General features: G+C 40.8%; 18 protein-coding genes. 8 read left to right on the top strand and 10 right to left on the bottom strand.

Annotated elements, in window-relative coordinates; all coding sequences use genetic code 11:
- The first annotated feature begins 21 nt into the window (after positions 1 to 21).
- From kdpB to H6G69_RS10940, 7 genes are all read left to right on the top strand, one after another.
- Positions 22 to 2,175 carry a potassium-transporting ATPase subunit KdpB gene (gene kdpB, locus H6G69_RS10965; RefSeq protein WP_190685877.1) on the top strand — a complete coding sequence of 718 codons (2,154 nt, stop codon included), beginning with the start codon at positions 22 to 24 and terminating at the stop codon, positions 2,173 to 2,175.
- Positions 2,176 to 2,237: 62 nt separating this feature from the next.
- Positions 2,238 to 2,510, top strand: coding sequence for a potassium-transporting ATPase subunit F (locus tag H6G69_RS10960; protein WP_190685874.1), 273 nt, complete (start codon positions 2,238 to 2,240; stop codon positions 2,508 to 2,510).
- Positions 2,510 to 3,157, top strand: a complete 648-nt coding sequence (gene kdpC / locus H6G69_RS10955) for a K(+)-transporting ATPase subunit C (protein WP_190685871.1) — start codon at positions 2,510 to 2,512, stop codon at positions 3,155 to 3,157. Before H6G69_RS10960 ends, kdpC begins: the two co-directional genes overlap by 1 nt.
- Before the next feature lie 529 nt (positions 3,158 to 3,686).
- The gene (locus H6G69_RS10950; RefSeq protein ID WP_190685868.1) at positions 3,687 to 5,147 is read left to right on the top strand and encodes a hypothetical protein; all 1,461 of its coding nucleotides are present in this window, start codon (positions 3,687 to 3,689) and stop codon (positions 5,145 to 5,147) included.
- Positions 5,148 to 5,179: 32 nt separating this feature from the next.
- Positions 5,180 to 5,302, top strand: a complete 123-nt coding sequence (locus H6G69_RS34365; RefSeq protein ID WP_277883375.1) for a hypothetical protein — start codon at positions 5,180 to 5,182, stop codon at positions 5,300 to 5,302.
- 27 nt (positions 5,303 to 5,329) lie between these two features.
- Entirely contained in the window at positions 5,330 to 5,644 is a 315-nt protein-coding gene (locus H6G69_RS10945) for a TrkA C-terminal domain-containing protein (RefSeq protein ID WP_190685865.1), read from the top strand.
- A gap of 61 nt (positions 5,645 to 5,705) precedes the next feature.
- Positions 5,706 to 6,233, top strand: a complete 528-nt coding sequence (locus H6G69_RS10940; protein WP_190685861.1) for a pentapeptide repeat-containing protein — start codon at positions 5,706 to 5,708, stop codon at positions 6,231 to 6,233.
- A gap of 24 nt (positions 6,234 to 6,257) precedes the next feature.
- Here the strand turns inward: H6G69_RS10940 and H6G69_RS10935 are convergent, their stop codons facing one another.
- From H6G69_RS10935 to H6G69_RS10905, 7 genes are all read right to left on the bottom strand, one after another.
- Positions 6,258 to 7,010: an SDR family NAD(P)-dependent oxidoreductase gene (locus H6G69_RS10935; protein ID WP_190685858.1), complete on the bottom strand. Its 753-nt coding sequence runs from the start codon at positions 7,008 to 7,010 to the stop codon at positions 6,258 to 6,260.
- A 244-nt stretch (positions 7,011 to 7,254) separates the two neighbouring features.
- Positions 7,255 to 8,346, bottom strand: coding sequence for a HupE/UreJ family protein (locus H6G69_RS10930; protein WP_190685856.1), 1,092 nt, complete (start codon positions 8,344 to 8,346; stop codon positions 7,255 to 7,257).
- Positions 8,347 to 8,351: 5 nt separating this feature from the next.
- Entirely contained in the window at positions 8,352 to 9,728 is a 1,377-nt protein-coding gene (locus tag H6G69_RS10925) for a lipopolysaccharide assembly protein LapB (RefSeq protein ID WP_190685853.1), read from the bottom strand.
- Between the two features lie 104 nt (positions 9,729 to 9,832).
- Entirely contained in the window at positions 9,833 to 11,083 is a 1,251-nt protein-coding gene (locus H6G69_RS10920; protein WP_190685850.1) for a DUF4331 domain-containing protein, read from the bottom strand.
- 404 nt (positions 11,084 to 11,487) lie between these two features.
- Positions 11,488 to 12,177, bottom strand: a complete 690-nt coding sequence (locus H6G69_RS10915; protein WP_190685848.1) for a hypothetical protein — start codon at positions 12,175 to 12,177, stop codon at positions 11,488 to 11,490.
- 387 nt (positions 12,178 to 12,564) lie between these two features.
- Positions 12,565 to 13,188: a cupin domain-containing protein gene (locus H6G69_RS10910; RefSeq protein ID WP_199335908.1), complete on the bottom strand. Its 624-nt coding sequence runs from the start codon at positions 13,186 to 13,188 to the stop codon at positions 12,565 to 12,567.
- 62 nt (positions 13,189 to 13,250) lie between these two features.
- Positions 13,251 to 13,826 carry a sigma-70 family RNA polymerase sigma factor gene (locus tag H6G69_RS10905; protein ID WP_190685842.1) on the bottom strand — a complete coding sequence of 192 codons (576 nt, stop codon included), beginning with the start codon at positions 13,824 to 13,826 and terminating at the stop codon, positions 13,251 to 13,253.
- A 491-nt stretch (positions 13,827 to 14,317) separates the two neighbouring features.
- Here H6G69_RS10905 and H6G69_RS10900 point away from each other — a divergent pair, with 491 nt between their 5' ends.
- Positions 14,318 to 14,830 carry a DUF6174 domain-containing protein gene (locus H6G69_RS10900; protein ID WP_242072036.1) on the top strand — a complete coding sequence of 171 codons (513 nt, stop codon included), beginning with the start codon at positions 14,318 to 14,320 and terminating at the stop codon, positions 14,828 to 14,830.
- Positions 14,831 to 14,884: 54 nt separating this feature from the next.
- On the opposite strand, the gene H6G69_RS10895 is transcribed toward H6G69_RS10900, so the two are convergent.
- The 3 genes from H6G69_RS10895 to H6G69_RS10885 all read right to left on the bottom strand — a co-directional run.
- Positions 14,885 to 16,120, bottom strand: coding sequence for a tetratricopeptide repeat protein (locus H6G69_RS10895; RefSeq protein ID WP_190685840.1), 1,236 nt, complete (start codon positions 16,118 to 16,120; stop codon positions 14,885 to 14,887).
- Between the two features lie 120 nt (positions 16,121 to 16,240).
- On the bottom strand, positions 16,241 to 16,708 hold the full coding sequence (locus H6G69_RS10890; protein ID WP_190685836.1) for a XisI protein: 468 nt from the start codon (positions 16,706 to 16,708) through the stop codon (positions 16,241 to 16,243).
- Between the two features lie 65 nt (positions 16,709 to 16,773).
- A partial coding sequence (locus H6G69_RS10885; RefSeq protein ID WP_190685832.1) for a DUF58 domain-containing protein occupies positions 16,774 to 17,466 on the bottom strand: 693 nt, incomplete at its 5' end.

Genomic DNA, 17,466 nt, shown 5'->3' with positions numbered 1-17,466 from the left:
AGATAAAAACTTATATAATTTATGACCACCAATATAGACTCATCCCCTTCACCTCACCCGCCCCGTGTGCCTCAAGGAACGCGTGACTCACGCAGACACACGCCTAAAGCAAATATGCGGGGCATCTATCAAAGAGCTATTAAAGAATCATTTGTCAAGCTCAATCCTCGCATTGCGGTCAAAAACCCCGTGATGTTTGTCGTGTGGCTAGGCACAATTGTTACCTTTTTAGTCACTCTTGACCCAAATTTATTTGGTACGTTACAGGTAGATGTCAATCAGCAACGCCTGTTAAATGGATTAATTACCTTAATTTTATTTTTCACAGTTTTATTTGCTAACTTTGCCGAAGCGGTTGCGGAAGGAAGAGGTAAAGCCCAAGCAGATTCTTTAAGGTCAACCCGTTCTGATACAGTTGCCCGTAAAGTCCTCCCCGACGGCACAATTCAGCAAGTTAATTCTACCCAATTACGCCGCAACGATTTAGTCAAAGTCATTGCCAATGACATGATTCCTGCCGATGGGGAAGTAATTCAAGGCATCGGTTCGGTAGATGAGTCGGCAATTACCGGAGAATCTGCGCCTGTACTCAAGCAACCAGGTACAGATATTGCTTCTTCTGTTACAGGAGGGACGCGCTTACTTTCAGATGAGTTGACAATTCGCATCACCGCCGATCCTGGACAGGGTTTTATAGACCGGATGATTTCTTTAGTAGAGGGAGCAGAACGCACTAAAACACCTAACGAAATTGCCCTGACTGTATTACTCGCCGTTCTGACACAGGTGTTTTTAATTGTCGTGGCTACCATGCCTCCTTTTGTCAATTTCATCGCCACCTTTATCAGCACAGTGTTTGGTGTAGAAGCGGGAAACAGTTTACGTGCAGGTGCGAGCGTGGCTATTTTGATTTCGCTCTTGGTAGCTTTAATACCCACAACTATCGGTGGTTTACTCAGTGCGATCGGGATTGCTGGTATGGATAGAGTCGCACAATTTAACGTGATTGCTACTTCTGGACGCGCTGTAGAAGCTTGCGGTGACATCAACACCTTAGTGCTAGATAAAACAGGTACTATCACCTTGGGCAACCGTATGGCTGATGAGTTTATTCCGGTCAACAGTTACACCGTGCAAGATGTGGCGCAAGTTGCTTTAGCTGCGAGTATCTTTGATGAAACACCAGAAGGCAGGTCAATTGTTAAACTAGCCGAAAATTCTGGCGTAAAAGTTGATTTTGACCTCAAACAAGCCGAAGGTGTGGAATTTTCCGCCAGAACTCGGATGAGTGGCACTAATTTACCTAACGAAAAGCAAGTTCGTAAAGGGGCGGTAGATGCAATTAAAGGTTTTGTGCGTTCTCGCGGTGGGCGCATTCCCGATGATGTCGATGTAGCATATCAGCGAGTCTCGCGCTTAGGCGGTACACCCCTAGCAGTTTGCCAAGACGACCAAATTATCGGAGTCATTTATCTCAAAGATATTGTCAAACCTGGTTTACGCGAAAGATTTGACCAACTGCGGCGCATGGGTGTCAAAACAATTATGCTCACAGGTGACAACCGCATTACCGCAGGCGTAATTGCCGAAGAAGCCGGAGTGGATGACTTTATCGCCGAAGCCACACCAGAAGACAAGATTAGTGTCATTCGTAACGAACAGTCTCAAGGTAAACTAGTCGCCATGACAGGTGATGGTACTAATGATGCACCTGCATTAGCTCAAGCTAACGTCGGGTTAGCCATGAACTCTGGCACTCAAGCCGCCAAAGAAGCAGCTAACATGGTGGACTTAGATTCTGACCCCACCAAATTAATTGATTTAGTCACCATTGGTAAACAATTACTCATCACTCGTGGGGCGTTAACCACCTTTTCCATCGCCAACGATATTGCTAAATATTTCGCCATCATTCCTACTATCTTTGCCGCCGCAGGTATTGGCGCACTGAATATTATGGGACTCAAAAGCGCGCAATCTGCAATTATCTCAGCGTTAATTTACAACGCTTTAATTATTCCTGTTCTCATTCCCCTAGCCCTCAAAGGTGTAAAATTCCGTCCCTTAACAGCAGACCAATTATTAAAACGCAACATCTTCATTTATGGCGTAGGCGGTATTATTGCACCTTTTATTGCGATCAAAATCATCGATGTAATTTTGCCTTTGTCTTGAAAGTGCTGAGTGCTGAGTGTTGAGTATTAAACCTTGTGAATTTTAATAACTATCGCAATACTATGAAACTTCCTCGGACAGATATTTTCTCGATGCTTTTACCGCAAGTATTTGCAGAAATTAGCGAAATTTGGTTGCAATGGCGTAAACAAAAACTGCCGTTATACCTATTTCTGGCAATGTGTTTCAACTTGGTGGTTGCGCCTGTTGTTTATGCGACTACTGGACAAGAATTTTCTCACTTTCAAGCTTGGTCTATTGGACTTTTAGGTTTAGCAACCTTAAGCCTTTCTACTTATTTATTTTTTGTGATGTTTGTACCGGAGAAATTCTAATGAGTTTTGCAAAAGAAGCCAGCAGGGCAATTCGTTCTACCTTTGTACTTTGGGTGATTGGGGCAATTATTTATCCGTTTGTGATGATTGCTTTTGGACAAATTATATTTCCATCTCAAGCTAATGGTAGTTTAATTAAGAATGCTCAAGGTCAAGTGTTAGGTTCGAGTTTAATTGGTCAACCATTTAATAGCGATCGCTATTTTAACTCTCGCCCCAGCACCACCAGCTACAGCACCGCCGACCCCAAAAAAGATGATGCTAAAGTCTTACAAACAGGAGTATCCGGTGCAAGCAATTTAGCACCCAGCAATTCAGCATTAATAGAACGCATCAAAGGTAAAGACGACCCTGACCCCAGTAAACGAGTTGAAGGTGATTTGAACCGACTCAAAACAGCCGGTGTCCAACAGCCCACCGCAGATTTAGTTTACACCTCTGGTTCCAGCCTTGACCCCCACATTACCCCAGCAGCCGCCACAGCCCAAATTGCCCGTGTCGCCAAAGCGCGAGGACTCCAACCCCAAGATTTAGAAACTTTAATTAGTCAAAATACAGACAGTCGCTTTTTAGGACTCTTTGGTGAACCTGGGGTAAACGTTTTGAAATTAAACCTCGCCTTAGATGCTTTAAAATCTGCTAGTTAAATGGTTCCATAGCATCCGTTACTATCTTTGACCCAAAAACAAAAACTTGGCATTACTTACCGGCGAAAACCGAAGGTAGCGAACTAGCCGAAAAAGTAGCGGCGTTTTTAGCCCCACGCCTGGTAGTTGAAACACCACCTGAAGCAGAAGAAACAAGGGTTGTGATGAAGCCAAGAACTAGGCGCAGACTATACAAGATTTACCAGATATTTGTAACTGCGATCGCCTTTACTATTGCTTGTCTTGCTCTAGTAGTTGAATCAAACTCAATTTCTAGCAATTTGAAAAATGAAATATCCAGAACCATACAGCAATTTATGAACATTGGACATAACGAAAAACCGTTGCAGTGATTTTTAGAAATAATGCTGTGATTAGTTAAGAGAATAGTAGGTTGGGTGGAGCGATAGCGTAACCCAACAAAGTATGCGTGAATGTTGGGTGTAGTTACTCAACCCAACCTACGCCTTTTATAACTAATTAAATTTGAGACAAATCACAGTTTTATTAAATACAAATTAAAGGATTTATGAAACATAAAGAAACCGTATTTGTCATCCCTACCCATCGCTTAAGAGATGTAGCCCAAACCATCGAAAAATATGACGAAAATTTCTGGGCTAATGGTCATGCAACCAAAATCATGATATTTGATGATTCCAGCATTGCAAACTATGAAAAATACTATCCACTCCTAGAACAAACTAAAACAGTCAACGATGTATTTTACGTTGGCCCTCACGAAAAAGAAAAGTTTATCACTTTCTTAAACGACAGATTGCGAGATAAAAAACTAGAATCACTTGTGAAGAATTTATTTCGCCCTAGTTACGGCGGAAACCGGAACTTTACGCTGATGTACACTCTTGGACATTTAATGGTTAGTGCAGATGATGATATGCGCCCTGATGCACTAATAGAAACTAGTCCAGAATCTCTATCACCAGATGAAATTTGTCGCGGTAAATTAGTCAAATCTAATCAAGAAGGTGGCTACATTCATAAATCTTTTGATTTACTGACTGCTTTTAATGATGTTTTAGGTAAAAAAGCTAGTCATATACCAGAAAATTACGAAACTGGCGAGTTTTTACTTGATACAGCAATGGATTTAGAAACTAATACAACAAAAGGTTATTTTACAGAAAACTCTCTGTTACTACAAAAAGGCAGAGTATTAAATAATTCTATTGTCAAAATTGCTCAAACATTCCGCACAGGCACTAACGATATTGATACACTTGACTTTGTGCATATGTATCTCAACGATGAAAATCAAATCAGTCCTTATGACCTGAATGATTATTATATTCTCACCAATTTTAGACCTGTTGTGACTAACAAAAATTGGCGCATGGATTGTGGTGTAGCTGGATATGATAATCAGTTAGGATTACCACCTTTCTTTCCCACTCGACTCAGATTTGAAGATTATATTTACAGGCTTTGGATACAACAAGAGGGTGTTGTAGCTGCACACGTTGATGCCGTTCAAAATCATATTCGCAACAATTATATGCGTAATCCTTTAGCCAGTGAGATTTTTAATGAGGAAATATGCAGCCTACTCAAAAAGAAAATTAAAAGCAGCGTCTATCATATTGATGATTTGGGAATCAAGTTTGATTACTCTGGTGAAGTGACTCTACTTGACTCGGAAGAGATTTTGGCAAAAATATCTGCCATTCACCAGGAAGTAATTAAAGCTTCTTTGTCTACGCAAAATGAAGAACGTAAACAGTCTTTGCAATTGTTTGCAAATAATTTATCGAGGGTATTTTATGGCTTTGAACCTGATTTCTTTCAACAGAATGTCTCTAGAATAGTTGATGATGTCATTAGCCAATTTCATGCTTCTTTAGAAATATGGCCGACTTTGGTGGAAATTTGTTACTTACACAAAGATAAAAAAGATTTGCCTCAAGTCAGAGTTAAAAATAAAAAAGTCAAGTCAAAAAACGGATTTAAATCTGGAGAAGTGATTGCTTAAATATTTGAGGATCAAAACAGTGGAAATAGTTTATGTCAAAGCTTAATGCTGAAAACAAAGATAGCTTTTTCTATCCTCGTAGTCGCTACTATGGTGCAATCAAAGCGATCACAATTTTTAAGTTCTTGTCTACCAAATTGCGATCGGCTAAATAAAATCCCTAACGAAATAATATTTTTAATATGAAAAATCCAAGTCTATTTGGAGTTTTAATTCAACCTAATAGTATCTACTGTGGTATTCATTTAAACCAAATCAAATTACCTGAAAAATGTAAATTTTTAGGAATTTTAAGAAAAGAAAATGTGATACCAGCGCAAGAAAATCCTGAAATTTACTCAGGAGACTACATTTTAGCAATAGCTATACATCCTATGATGGTTCCGGCTTTAAAAGTGACACTCAAAAAAATTCATTCTGTTTATTATACGCTGAATACTTGTTTGCTAGAATCTCATCCAACAAATAGTTATACTTCTGTTTTTGAGTTAAACTAAGCATCTTACAGCAGAATTTAAGGGGGAGATTAGTTTCTATAAGTAGCGAGCGAAAACCAAGATGATGATTTACTTGTTACGTCATATTTTCCCTGTATTCTTAATATTAACTCCTACTATTGTGACTCAAGTAAATGACTTACTCCATCAGAATATGCTCAAACAGATGAAAGCAACTAAGCGATGTGTGGGCTGTAACTTATCGGGAGTAAATTTGTCAGGAGCAAACTTACAAGAATTTGATTTACGTTCAACAAATCTTCAGGGTGCAAACCTGACAAATGCCAATCTTCAAGATGCCAATTTGCAATGGGCAGACTTACGTTATACAAATTTACAGGGAGCAAATTTGACTGGTTCAAATTTGAGCTTTACTTTACTAGTGGAGACGGATTTACAAGGCGCAAACCTGGAAGCATCTAATCTAGAAATGGCTGCTTTTAGAAATAGTAATCTCAGTCGTGCAAATCTTAGCAAAGCGTCAAAAAATCAGAACATTCAAAATAGCCATTCTGTTAATTTGTGCAACACAATACTACCGAATGGCATAATATCAGAACGCTGTCACAGCATATCTCATCAAAACTAAACTTATCTGCAATTTTCAACTTGATTACCATTCCTGTGCGGTAGGACGGATGAGGATTTCGTTAACATTCACCCGTGGCGGTTGAGTAACGGCATAGACAATAGCAGTAGCGATATCTTCGCTTTGTAATGGGGTGACTGTTTTACGCCGTTCTTCACTACGCTGCTGAACAATGGGATCATCTATATATTGGTTGTTGATTTCTGTGTCTACCAAACCTGGCTCGATAATGGTGACGCGGATATTTTGTTTGCAGACTTCTTGACGCAAAGCTTCTGAAAAACCATTCACGCCCCATTTAGTAGCGTTGTATATCCCAATTCCCACCCTAGCTGTACGCCCCGCTACTGAGGAAATATTAACGATATGTCCAGAATTCTGTCCTTTGAAAATAGGTAAAACGGCGTGAGTTGCATACAACACTCCCAAGACGTTAACATCAATCATTTTGCGCCAATTAGCAGTATTACCACCGTCAATATTGCCGATAACTGCAATTCCGGCATTATTAACTAAAATATCGATTCTTCCCAAAGTTGCGATCGCTTTATCTACCAAATTTTTTACCTGCACTTCATCTGTCACATCTGCTACTATCGGTAAGGCTTGACCCCCACTTTCAATAATCCGCTTTGCCAATGCCTCTAAACGGTCTAAACGCCTTGCTGCGATTACTACTTGCGCTCCTTCTGCGGCTAAGGCGATCGCTGTTGCTTCACCAATACCCGCAGAAGCACCAGTAATAATTGCTACTTTTTTTTCTAATTTACCTGCCATATATTTATCCCAATTAACAGTTCATGGTTACACCCGAATTTCTCACAAGCTGTAATAATCAATTTAGATGATTTGATGTGAGGCATTTTTTTGATACATTATCAATCAAAATGTAGGCGCAAAGATAAATTAAGTATAAAGGGGAGCAACGCAATTTTTTGAACAGGGTGTGGGGTGTGGGATATTTAAAACAGGACTTATGCACCAGTAACAACAAAACGAACCACAAAGGACACATAGACATTTAATAAAAGGCTCGTTGCACAAACCAAATTAATCCCAAGCCCACAACACCAGCAGATAAGCAACGACGTAGCATTAATTCCCCAGGATATTTTTTAATGGTACTAAAAATCACAAAGGCAATAGTGACAATCGCTATTTGACCAATTTCTACACCCACATTGAAACTAGCTAAGGATAAAGCCAAATTAGTTTGATTCAGATGAATATCTTTGAGAACCCCAGCAAAACCTAGCCCGTGAATTAATCCAAAAATGAAAGTGATTAACCAACGCCAGCGTAAACTGGTACGCCAGAAATTTTCCGCCGCTACATAAACAATCGTGAGAGCGATCGCACTTTCGACAAACCTGACTGGTAAAGTCACAATATCCAATACAGCTAAAGTCAAAGTCACAGAATGAGAAATAGTAAAAGCTGTAACTACTTTCGTTAAATAACCAAAACCACCACCTAGCATTAATAAACTAATTAAAAATAAAACATGGTCATAACCTGTCAAAATATGTTCAATTCCTAGCCATACAAAGCTACTAATTTGTTGCCATATCGGAGGGTTAATCAAAGTAAATTCTCGTTGTTCGGGAGTAAAGACTAAATTACGAATTTGTCCCCCTTGCATCACGGTGGCGAGACATCTTGCGGTAGCGACATTGGGGAGAAATAAATTGTAGTTAATTACGAGTCCAGTGACTGGTTGCGCCCAAGTATAAGTTAGCTCTAAAGTGCTGTGAGTTTGAATATTACTCGCAATATTCCCAGGTAAATTATTCGTTGCAGCCACCGCCAGTTTACCTGTTTCTCCTTGTGCGTCAATCAGACGGATGCGATCGCCAAAAAATTTTTCTAATTCTGATTGATTGGTGGTAACTTCATCAATGGAGAGTTGTCCATCACGGTTATCATCAACCCCAGGTACTAAAGCTGTCGGAAAGGTCAAAATCATTGCTGTTTTTGTCTGTTCTACCGTCACCTCCGCCACCGCCAAATCAGCCCAATGTGCTTGACTAGGACTAGCCCAACCAATTACTACTAAAAATGCTGCAATCAAGCAGATGAAAGCCACTCGGTATCTGCGCCACATAGTTGTCATCGCTCCTAAATTCCCAAATTCTCCAAACCAAGTCCTGATATCAGCCGCGCCTTGGCGTTAAAAGTCGGATCGACACTTTGGGCTAACTTCTCGTAATTCAAAGCCTGCTGTTGATTTCCCAAGGCTTTGGCAATTATCCCCGCCCGGTAAAATATTCCCGCATCTCGCGTACCCAATTGCAAGGCGGCTTGTATTTGCTGTTGCGCTTCCCGCAAACGTCCGACGCGAAATAAAGCCCAAGCCAAGGTATCCAATGTTTGAGCATCACGGCGGATCTTAATTTCCGCCTGCATCAGTGATAAAGCCTCAGCCGTATCTTGAGGGTGATTCTTTTCTAATAACAACCTGGCTAACTCTCGCCGATGTCCAAAGGAACCGTTAGTGTGTCCGGCGTTTTCTTGTCGCAGTAAGCTTTCTGCTTGAGTTAATAGTGTTTGTGCGGCTGCGGCTTTACCTTGTAATTGCAGAACTTTGGCTCTACCTCGCAACACAGCATGGTCAAAAATGGTGAATGATGTTTGCGAATTAGGTAAAACTTGGGCGTAAAAACTTTCCGCCTGCTGATAATTGCCTTGGCGCGTTGCTTGTTCTGCTAGATGCAGCAATGCTAAAGGATACCTCGGTATAATGCGTAAAGCCTCGTTGTAGAGACTTGCGGCTAAATCTCGCTGTCCTCGTTTGTCATAAAATTGACCAAATACAACCCTTGTCCAAGCGGAAGTACCGAGTTCGCCCGGCTCTTCAGTTGCTAAAGCATTTTTAAAAGTGGCGATCGCAGCTTTATCTTGCCCTTGGGCAACTAATACCAAAGCTTGTAAAGTTAAGTTACCTTGGGTGGGAATTTTGTTCACCAAGGCATCGGCGGCGGTTCTAGCGGCAGTTAAATTGCCCGTCGCCAGATTTGATGTGACTAAGATAGCCAGAGCATGATCGTTATTGGGTTGAGATTGTAAGACTTGCTCAGATAGGCGAATCGCGGCGGCAAAGTCATGTCTAGCTTGGGCAACACGAGCCAGAACCAGAATTGCACCTTGATTATGGAATGGTAAATGAGATAGAGAGCGATTGGCTGCCTGTTCTGCTAATAAATACCAATTACTTTCGCCCGTAGCTTTGGCCATTTTTAAGTAGGCTTGCGCCAAAGCAGTTAAATTCAAACCACTATCAGGGCTTTGCCGTACTTTCGTTTGGTAAAAGGCGATTTCTTGTTGTAATGTGGCACGGCTATTTTCAGTACCAGGTAAGGAGAGAGAAAAGTTATAGCGGTAGGGCGAATTTGGTTGCGAGTTGAGATGAAGAGGAATGATGAACAATATAGGGGCGGTAATCAATACCCAAAGGATTTTTCCGGGGAATTTGTAGTGGAAAAGCTGTATTTGCATTTTTTTACGCAGACATACGCTAAGAACAGAAGAGGACAAGGGACAGGGAGCAGGGAGCAGGGAGAGATATTTCCCCTCTGCTCTCCGCACCCTGCACCCTTGCCTTAATTTGGTAATGCTAGGTAAGGAAATTGCGAGACTAAAGGTTGATGTCCTTGGGATGGGTTGCCGGGAGTCCCTGTATAGGATACGTTATCGCTAGTCACAGCACCGTTAGTCAGAACGCTGAGTGTAGTATCAATGACATCATCTGTTAGCTTACGTCCAGTAACAGGACTGCCTTTGGCATTGAGAGCATTAGCATAACCACTAGGGACATTAGTATCTATTCGCATCACATCGGGAAGAAATGCTGCCAGCAGTGCGTCAGCACGTTGGTCACTATTACCCAAGGCTTTAAGTGTCTTCCTGGCTTCTGCTCCTACAGGTGCTGCGGCTTGGCTTAAATCGGCTGTTGGGGGAATGCTGTTAAAGGCGTTAAGAAAATCGTTAGTGACTACTAAACCTTCATTAATTCCAGGTCTTCCTAGACGCTCAACTTGTTGGAATTTACCATAGGCATAGTTTTTAAATGATATGGTTTGCCAAACATCAAATACTGTGGCGTTGGTATGTCCCGCAATCAGAGAACGGGGTATTCTGACAACAATGGAGTTCACGTTATAGCCTTTGGCAAAGTCAATGGCTTGATCCGCCGGACGAAAACCCACAGCCGGGCCAATACCTAAAGCACCTGCACGCACTCGGAAGAACTGTTCAACATCAAAGAAAAAGGGGTCTTCACGCAGTCCAGCAAAAACAGTGACTGGGGTTTTACGCAAATCTAAGTTGTTAATAGTAGGGTTGTTGGGATTAACACTTAAAGGAGTAGTGATACCGCGATCGCTACTTCTATGACGATCAGCAATTACAGTCAATTTAAATGGTTGTTCGCCTCTGCTGTTGGGTTCATCAAATTGAAAGCGCAGAATCACATCTTCTCGACCTGTAGGGGTAGCATCTCGATCAGTAACCCGGCTAATTTTAAATTCATATAGAGCATTCGTACTAAAATAATACTGTTGCCGAGCTAGCGATCGCGGATTTGTATTCATCACTAAAATCAAATCATCTTGACGCGCGGCTGGGTTCTGGTCTTGCTCACGGAAGACATATAAATCAGTCAAATTTAAATTACGTCCTTTTGTATCTACTTCCCCATCATCGTGGTCAGAAGCGGTTACAGATTTTGGTGTTAAGGTTGTCCAACCTACTGTTAAACCTAAAGCTAATAAACTGACACCTATAAGAACTTTGATATTAGCAAAACTAAAGTGTAGCCAATTTTTTTGATTGGTCGTTGTTTGACTTTTCATATTAGTAAATACTCCACCTTACTATGTATTTTGTTGATGCAGAATACTTGTTTTGTTGGTTTTCAATATTAAATACGTCAAGAATAGCAACTTGGATCTATCAATTTAAAAAATAAATTTAACGTGAGTTCGATTAACTACAGAGGTATACGCTAAATATTGGCTGTTGGATCTATTTTTGGGAAAATTAGATATTAGCCCTCTTCTATCACTTGAAAAAGAGAAAAATGAATGTAGTAGCGCGTCTAGTCTAAGTTTTTTGGGTTAAGTAATCAATCATCATGAAGTTTTGACTTTTTCATACTGAACAACCCAATCCTTTAAGTTTGCCACGCTACTACGCCTCAATTGGTGCGCTTTCATTAATGTAGCTGTGTCCATCAAGAATACAGTTACATTTCAACTTAGAATTGCTGGATTACACTAAAACCTATCAAAGAAGGGTCGGAACTACCTGGAGAGATGATCACTGGCGCAACTGGAAAAGAAGTTGGAAAATCATTGCAGCTAGGAGTTTTAGAGGTGAAATAATCTCGTTCTATACCACCACTAATCAATGCTTGACAAGCAAATAGAGGAGTAGTCTGAACAAGGAGTGATGCAGGAGGTGGATTTTTAAATATCTGGATCGGATCTAAAACCTGTCGGGTTTGGGGATTTGTTGCCCGTTGACCACCATCAAATTTATCTTGACAAATTGGTGAAGTCGAAAAGTGAAAGTCAGCTGTACGAAGTCCAATGCGTCTAGGACGAACGCAATAATAAATAAACTGAGCATCTGGAATAGACTGGCGTAAATCAAATGCAGCACCAAGATCATTATTAAATGAGCCTATGGCGGTTGAGATAAAGTCGGTAATTTCAGTGTCCTGAAAACTACGACCTCGGCTGATCAGGCGACCCAGAGCCAGTCCAGCCCTTGGTAGAGTAAATTGCGTTATTTTAGTTGGAGTTAATGCCAAATCTTCTTTTAGAGGTACAGACTCAGAAGCATTTACCGAAACTGGATGGCCAGTCAAAACTATTGAAATAGCAAATATAGCAATGCCCAAGCAAGAAAATCTTTTAACCACTTTTTGAGAAACACTTGTCACGTCATACTCCTTCAAAGTTGAGCAGTGAATTTGTGCATTGTCAGATAATTGTGATGATTTCTTTCGGGAAACTACATACTGGATATTCATACCAATAAATCCAACCCCTCCATTAGTTGAACTACAGAGGTATACGCCAAATATTTACTGTTGGATTTATCCTTGGGAAAATTAGTTATTAGCCTTCTCCCCTACACCCTCCTGCAAGCTAGTCTCTCATGGGAAAAACTCACAACCAAACATGAAAGCAGGACTAGAAACGAATATTTCTACTCAGCACTCAGCACTTTCAAACTATTACAGGTCGGTGGAAATAAAGCACCCATTATAAATTACTGAAAAGCTAAATATCAGGGCTTCTTCATTTCAGACTTCAGACTTCAGACTTCAGACTTCAGACTTCAGACTTTTTGTACTAGGATATTCATCATCCATTGAGGTATGAAAGTAAAACATACAACCACCATTCGTATAGGGGCTATGCACTGAACCTGGTTCAGAACGGATGTAATCTCCTGCACCATAAACCTGCTCATCAACCATCAAATCCCCAGAAATCATGTATATTTCTTCAATTGCTGCATGACGGTGACAGGGATAATGAATACCAGGCTCGGCGTGAAATAATCCGACGACTTCGCGCTTGACTTGATCAATGTGTAAGATGGCGATTTTAACACCAGGGACATCATGTGGTTGCCAATTCAAATCTTGCGATCGCACTGCAAAAAATCCTGGCGGTGTTACTGCTTCCTTGACTGGGGTTGGTGCTGGAGTATCTAAACCTAAACGCTCAAACAAGCGATTTTTTAAATCTGTCGCCATTGGCACAGTAGGAGTAGTATAAGGAATTGCTGTCACTGCTAACTCATACTCTGCTAACTCTGCGGCTAATTCTGGATACTCTGCTATTTGCTGCTCAACCCAATTTCGCTCTTGTTCATCCAATAAATCAAGAGCATACAAGGGAGCTAGTTCACAAAAGCAGTAGTTTTCAGAATTGCTGTGCATCATCGAGTTCTAGTTTGATTTAATACTAAATAAGTCGTGTATATATCTGGCAAGACACTAACTTAAAATTCTTCCTCAGTGACAAAAATAGATTGTAACTTTTTTAATCCTAGCCGAATTCTGGTTTTGACTGTTCCCAATGATACACCTGTTGCCTCTGCAATTTGACTTTGAGTCAATCCTTGATAATATGCTAATTCAATTACCAGTCGTTGTTCATCTGGTAATTTTTTCATGGCTGCGATTACCCGACTCCGCCGTTCAGCAATAAATACTGACTCAAACAAATCTATGTTATCGGCTTTGGGCTGAATTTCTGTTGTATCTAAAGAAAATGTAGTAGATACGTGAGTGCGTTGCAGTTTGCGTAAGCGATCAAGGATGCGACTACGGGCGATGGTAAATAACCAAGTATCGACTCTACCTTTTTGTGTATCGTATCGCTCGGCAATTCGCCATACTTGAGCGAAAACATCCAATACCACTTCTTCACTCTCTTCTGCTGATTTCAGACTTTTAAAGGCGATCGCATAAATAATTTTGCTATAGCGATCATAGAGAGCAGATAACGCAGATTGGTCTTTTTGGGCAATTTTGGTGATCAGTAAAACATCGGTAGTAGTAAATAAACTCTCCATTCAGAGTTAGTTAGTGATTGAGTTCTGGGTATCACTGCGAAGTATACCGAGCTTTCGACTACTTTCCAAGCACTTTTAAGAGTTCGCAAACATACTGAAACAATTAAGGTACTGGATGTTCAAGAAACATCAGACTCAATTTTATTAGCGGAACGAGTCGCGGCAAAATATTGGGTAATCACAGCTTGGATAATTTCTGGGGAAAGAGGGGCTACTTCAGACATAGCTTTTTACTCATAGAATCACTATCAGGACTTACGCACAAAGATTATCTGTGGAGATTGGGTTAATAGGTGAAAGGGTATGGGGTGTAAGGATTTTGAATTAGTATACCCCTGAACCCCTACACCCTCGCTAAAACCCTTGATTTTTCGTTTTGATGCGTAAGTCCTATTATGTATACCCGAGAACTTGACAAGCTGATTCATAAGCCTTAAATTCTTAAGTGTTTTCCAAGAAAAGTGAACAGCATAAACACTTGGAGATTATTAATGCTGAAAAATTTTAGGTTTCAAAGGATGCTTCTGCGTTGGGCTGTGGTGATTAGTGCAGGATTATTAATGCCGATAAATTTGACTGCACCAGCCATTTCTCAAACCAATGTACAGACAACACAAAACAAGTTAGCGATTGCTAATTTCCGAAAAAATTATCTTTTGTGGAATCAGCAAAATATCCGCAATTACCGCTATACGCTTAGTAATAGTTGCTTCTGTGCGCCTGCTGCCAGAGGGCCAGTAATTATTACTGTTAGAAATGGGATTACAACATCTATCACCACAACTACAGGTGAACCGGTTAGTAACCCAGAATTTTTTGAAAGATATAGAACAATTCCCAAACTGTTTAATGTAATTGTAGATGCGATCGCTCGTAGAGCAGACAGAATTGATGTACAGTATAACGGCCAGCGTGGTTATCCCACCCAAATTAGCATCGACTACAGCTTTCAAATAGCTGACGAGGAATTGTTCTTGACAATTGAGAATTTTCAAACACTTTAACCAAGTAGTTTGATGAGAAGATAAGAGCGATCGCTAACTTTTACTGCCAATTTATCAATCCTTTTTTTGCAGTTCCATCAATAGATAGGTGTTGAACTCATAATAGCCTCTCACTGATGCAGAATAAGCATCACGTAGTTCTGCATTAGTGATTTTGGCGCGTAAATCTTCAATTATTTCAATAGCTGCTTGAATATGTGTTTGGGCTGGTTGTAAATTACCCCGTCTGTATTCTAGGGAAGCCATGTTAGAGAGAGTGAGGATTTCCCCTTTTCTGTCCCCCACGGCACGGCGTATAGATAAAGCTTGGTTGAAGTATTTGAGGGCTTCTTCCGGTTCTCCTAATGATTTGTGCATACCGCCAATATTGTGGAGGATAGTGGCTTCCCTTCTTTTCTCGCCCACTGCACGGAGTATGGGTAAAGCTTGGTCAAAATATTTGAGAGCTTCTTGCGGTTCTCCCAATGAGGCGTAGACAAAGCCAATATCATTGAGGGTACGAGCTTCAATTCTTTTGTCTTCCACAGCCAGGCCTATGGATAAAGCTTGGTTGAGGTATTTGATTGCTGTTTGCTTTTCTCCTAAAGCGACGTAGACTAAGCTAATATTTTTCAGGGTGCTGGCTTCCTGTTCCCTATCCCCAACTGCACGAAGTATTGGTAAAGCTTGGTTATAGTATTTGAGAGCTTCTTGCTTTTCTTCCAATGAGTTATAGACAACACCAAGATAGTTGAGAGTCAGGGCTTCCACCTTTTTGTCCCCCACTGCACGGCTGATAAGTAAAGCTCGGTTGAAGTGTTTTAGTGCTTCTTCTGTTTCTCCTAATGAGAGGTAGACTTTGCCAATATTGTTGAGGGTGGTGGCTTCCCCTGTTCTATCCTCCACTGCAAGGAGTATTGGTAGAGCTTGGTTGTAATATTTGAGTATTTCTTGTGTTTCTCCCAAATCGTCGTAGACTAAGCCAAGTTGATTGAGAGTTTCGGCTTCCCGGCTTTGCTCATCAAGTTTTTGCCAAAGCTTCAAAGCTGCTTGGTATTTACTAATTGCTTGTCGCAGTGATTCTGCTGTTCCTTGTTGATAAAACTGCATTCCCTCTTGAAAAAGGCGTTTCGCAGTAGCGCGAGTGGTATCTTGTTGAGTGGTTTGCTGTTCTATCTGCAACCCTTGGTTTTTCGGTGTCGCCGCCACAACATCAGCAAACATTACCGCACTTAGCAATAAAGTTAAACTGTAGCGGGTAAACTGTGCGAGAAACCACCAGCAAATTCCCTGATTATTTGCACTCCCCATAATTTTTCAGTCTCAATCAGTAATTATTAGACCTCTTGCATGAATGTTATGAAACACGAATTTTAAGTCTCGCACATACCGCAAGCGGAACTCGCAGAGTAGGGGCAAAGATGAAAAAAATTACGATACTACAGCAAAGTCTGTATACTGCCTCATCTGCGGTTCATGAAATGCCAGTACAATATCATCTTTAGGAACACCGGCACGAACTAAATCAGTTGCAATGCCTTCTTCAGTCCAATCTTCTTCAATCCAGAATTTGCCATCACGAATCCGCACATAGACTGTTATACCAGAAATGCGTTCTCCATTCTGCCAACCGAGATTCATCCAAATATAATTAGCTTTTGACTCATCCACAATCAAAAATCTCTCTATATCTGGGTTTGGTTTACTATTACTCAGTTCTACATACTCAGTTAAAATTCGCTTAATTAACTTAGGATACTCCGTTAATTTATCCATTGTTGAATCTCCTCTGCTTCTATGTCTACGATACTGAATTATGTAAGGGTCATCTGTAATCACCCAGCCATCTTTTATCAGTGCATTTTTTACAGAGTTGTGGATAATGTCTAATTTGGGCATATTTTTAATATAAGTCAGCCTCTCTATTTATCGGCGTAAAACTCTAAAATAGTGCAATTGACCATTCATAACTGATTCCTGGCTTTAAGTTGTAGATATCTTTCCACTAACTGATCAGTAATTTGATTTGCTGGTGCATCGAGTACCAAAACACCTTTTTGTTTTAATTGAGCAAAGGCTACTTGGCGTTGTGCTAATAAATCTAAAGCCACAGCACGACTGTAAGCTGCTGTGACTTCTTGAGTAAATGTGTGCGCTAGATGATCAACTTGGGGATCTCGCAAAGTGACACAGAATGGTAGATATCTTGGTGCTAACCGGGAGAGTGCTGCTAATAATTCTGTAGAAGCAGTGACATCAACTAAATCCGTAATGACAACTACTAAGGCGCGGCGAGTTTGCCTTTGCACTACATTGGTCACAGCCCCTAAATAATCAGATTCGAGTAAAACTGGCTGAATGGGGGTGAGATAATCGATTAATTTACCCAGATGAGATTGTCCGCGTTCTGGAGAAACCCATGTGTGCATTTGGTGGTCGAATACACCCACCCCGACGCGATCGCCCCGATGTAATCCGGCTAACGCTAATGATAAAGTAGCATTTAAACCCCAATCAAATCGCTGTAAGCCATGAACTCGCGCCGTCATTAAGCGACCGCGATCTAATAAAATAATCAAGGTTTGTTCTTGTTCTGGTTCTAATACCCTGACTAAAGGCGGTGTATTGCCACTAGTTCGCCGGGCAGTAGCTTTCCA

The organism is Nostoc sp. FACHB-110 (assembly GCF_014697425.1).
Taxonomy (GTDB): domain Bacteria; phylum Cyanobacteriota; class Cyanobacteriia; order Cyanobacteriales; family Nostocaceae; genus Nostoc_B.
Note: the sequence above shows the minus strand (reverse complement) of the source record. Positions and strands in the feature narration are given on the sequence as shown.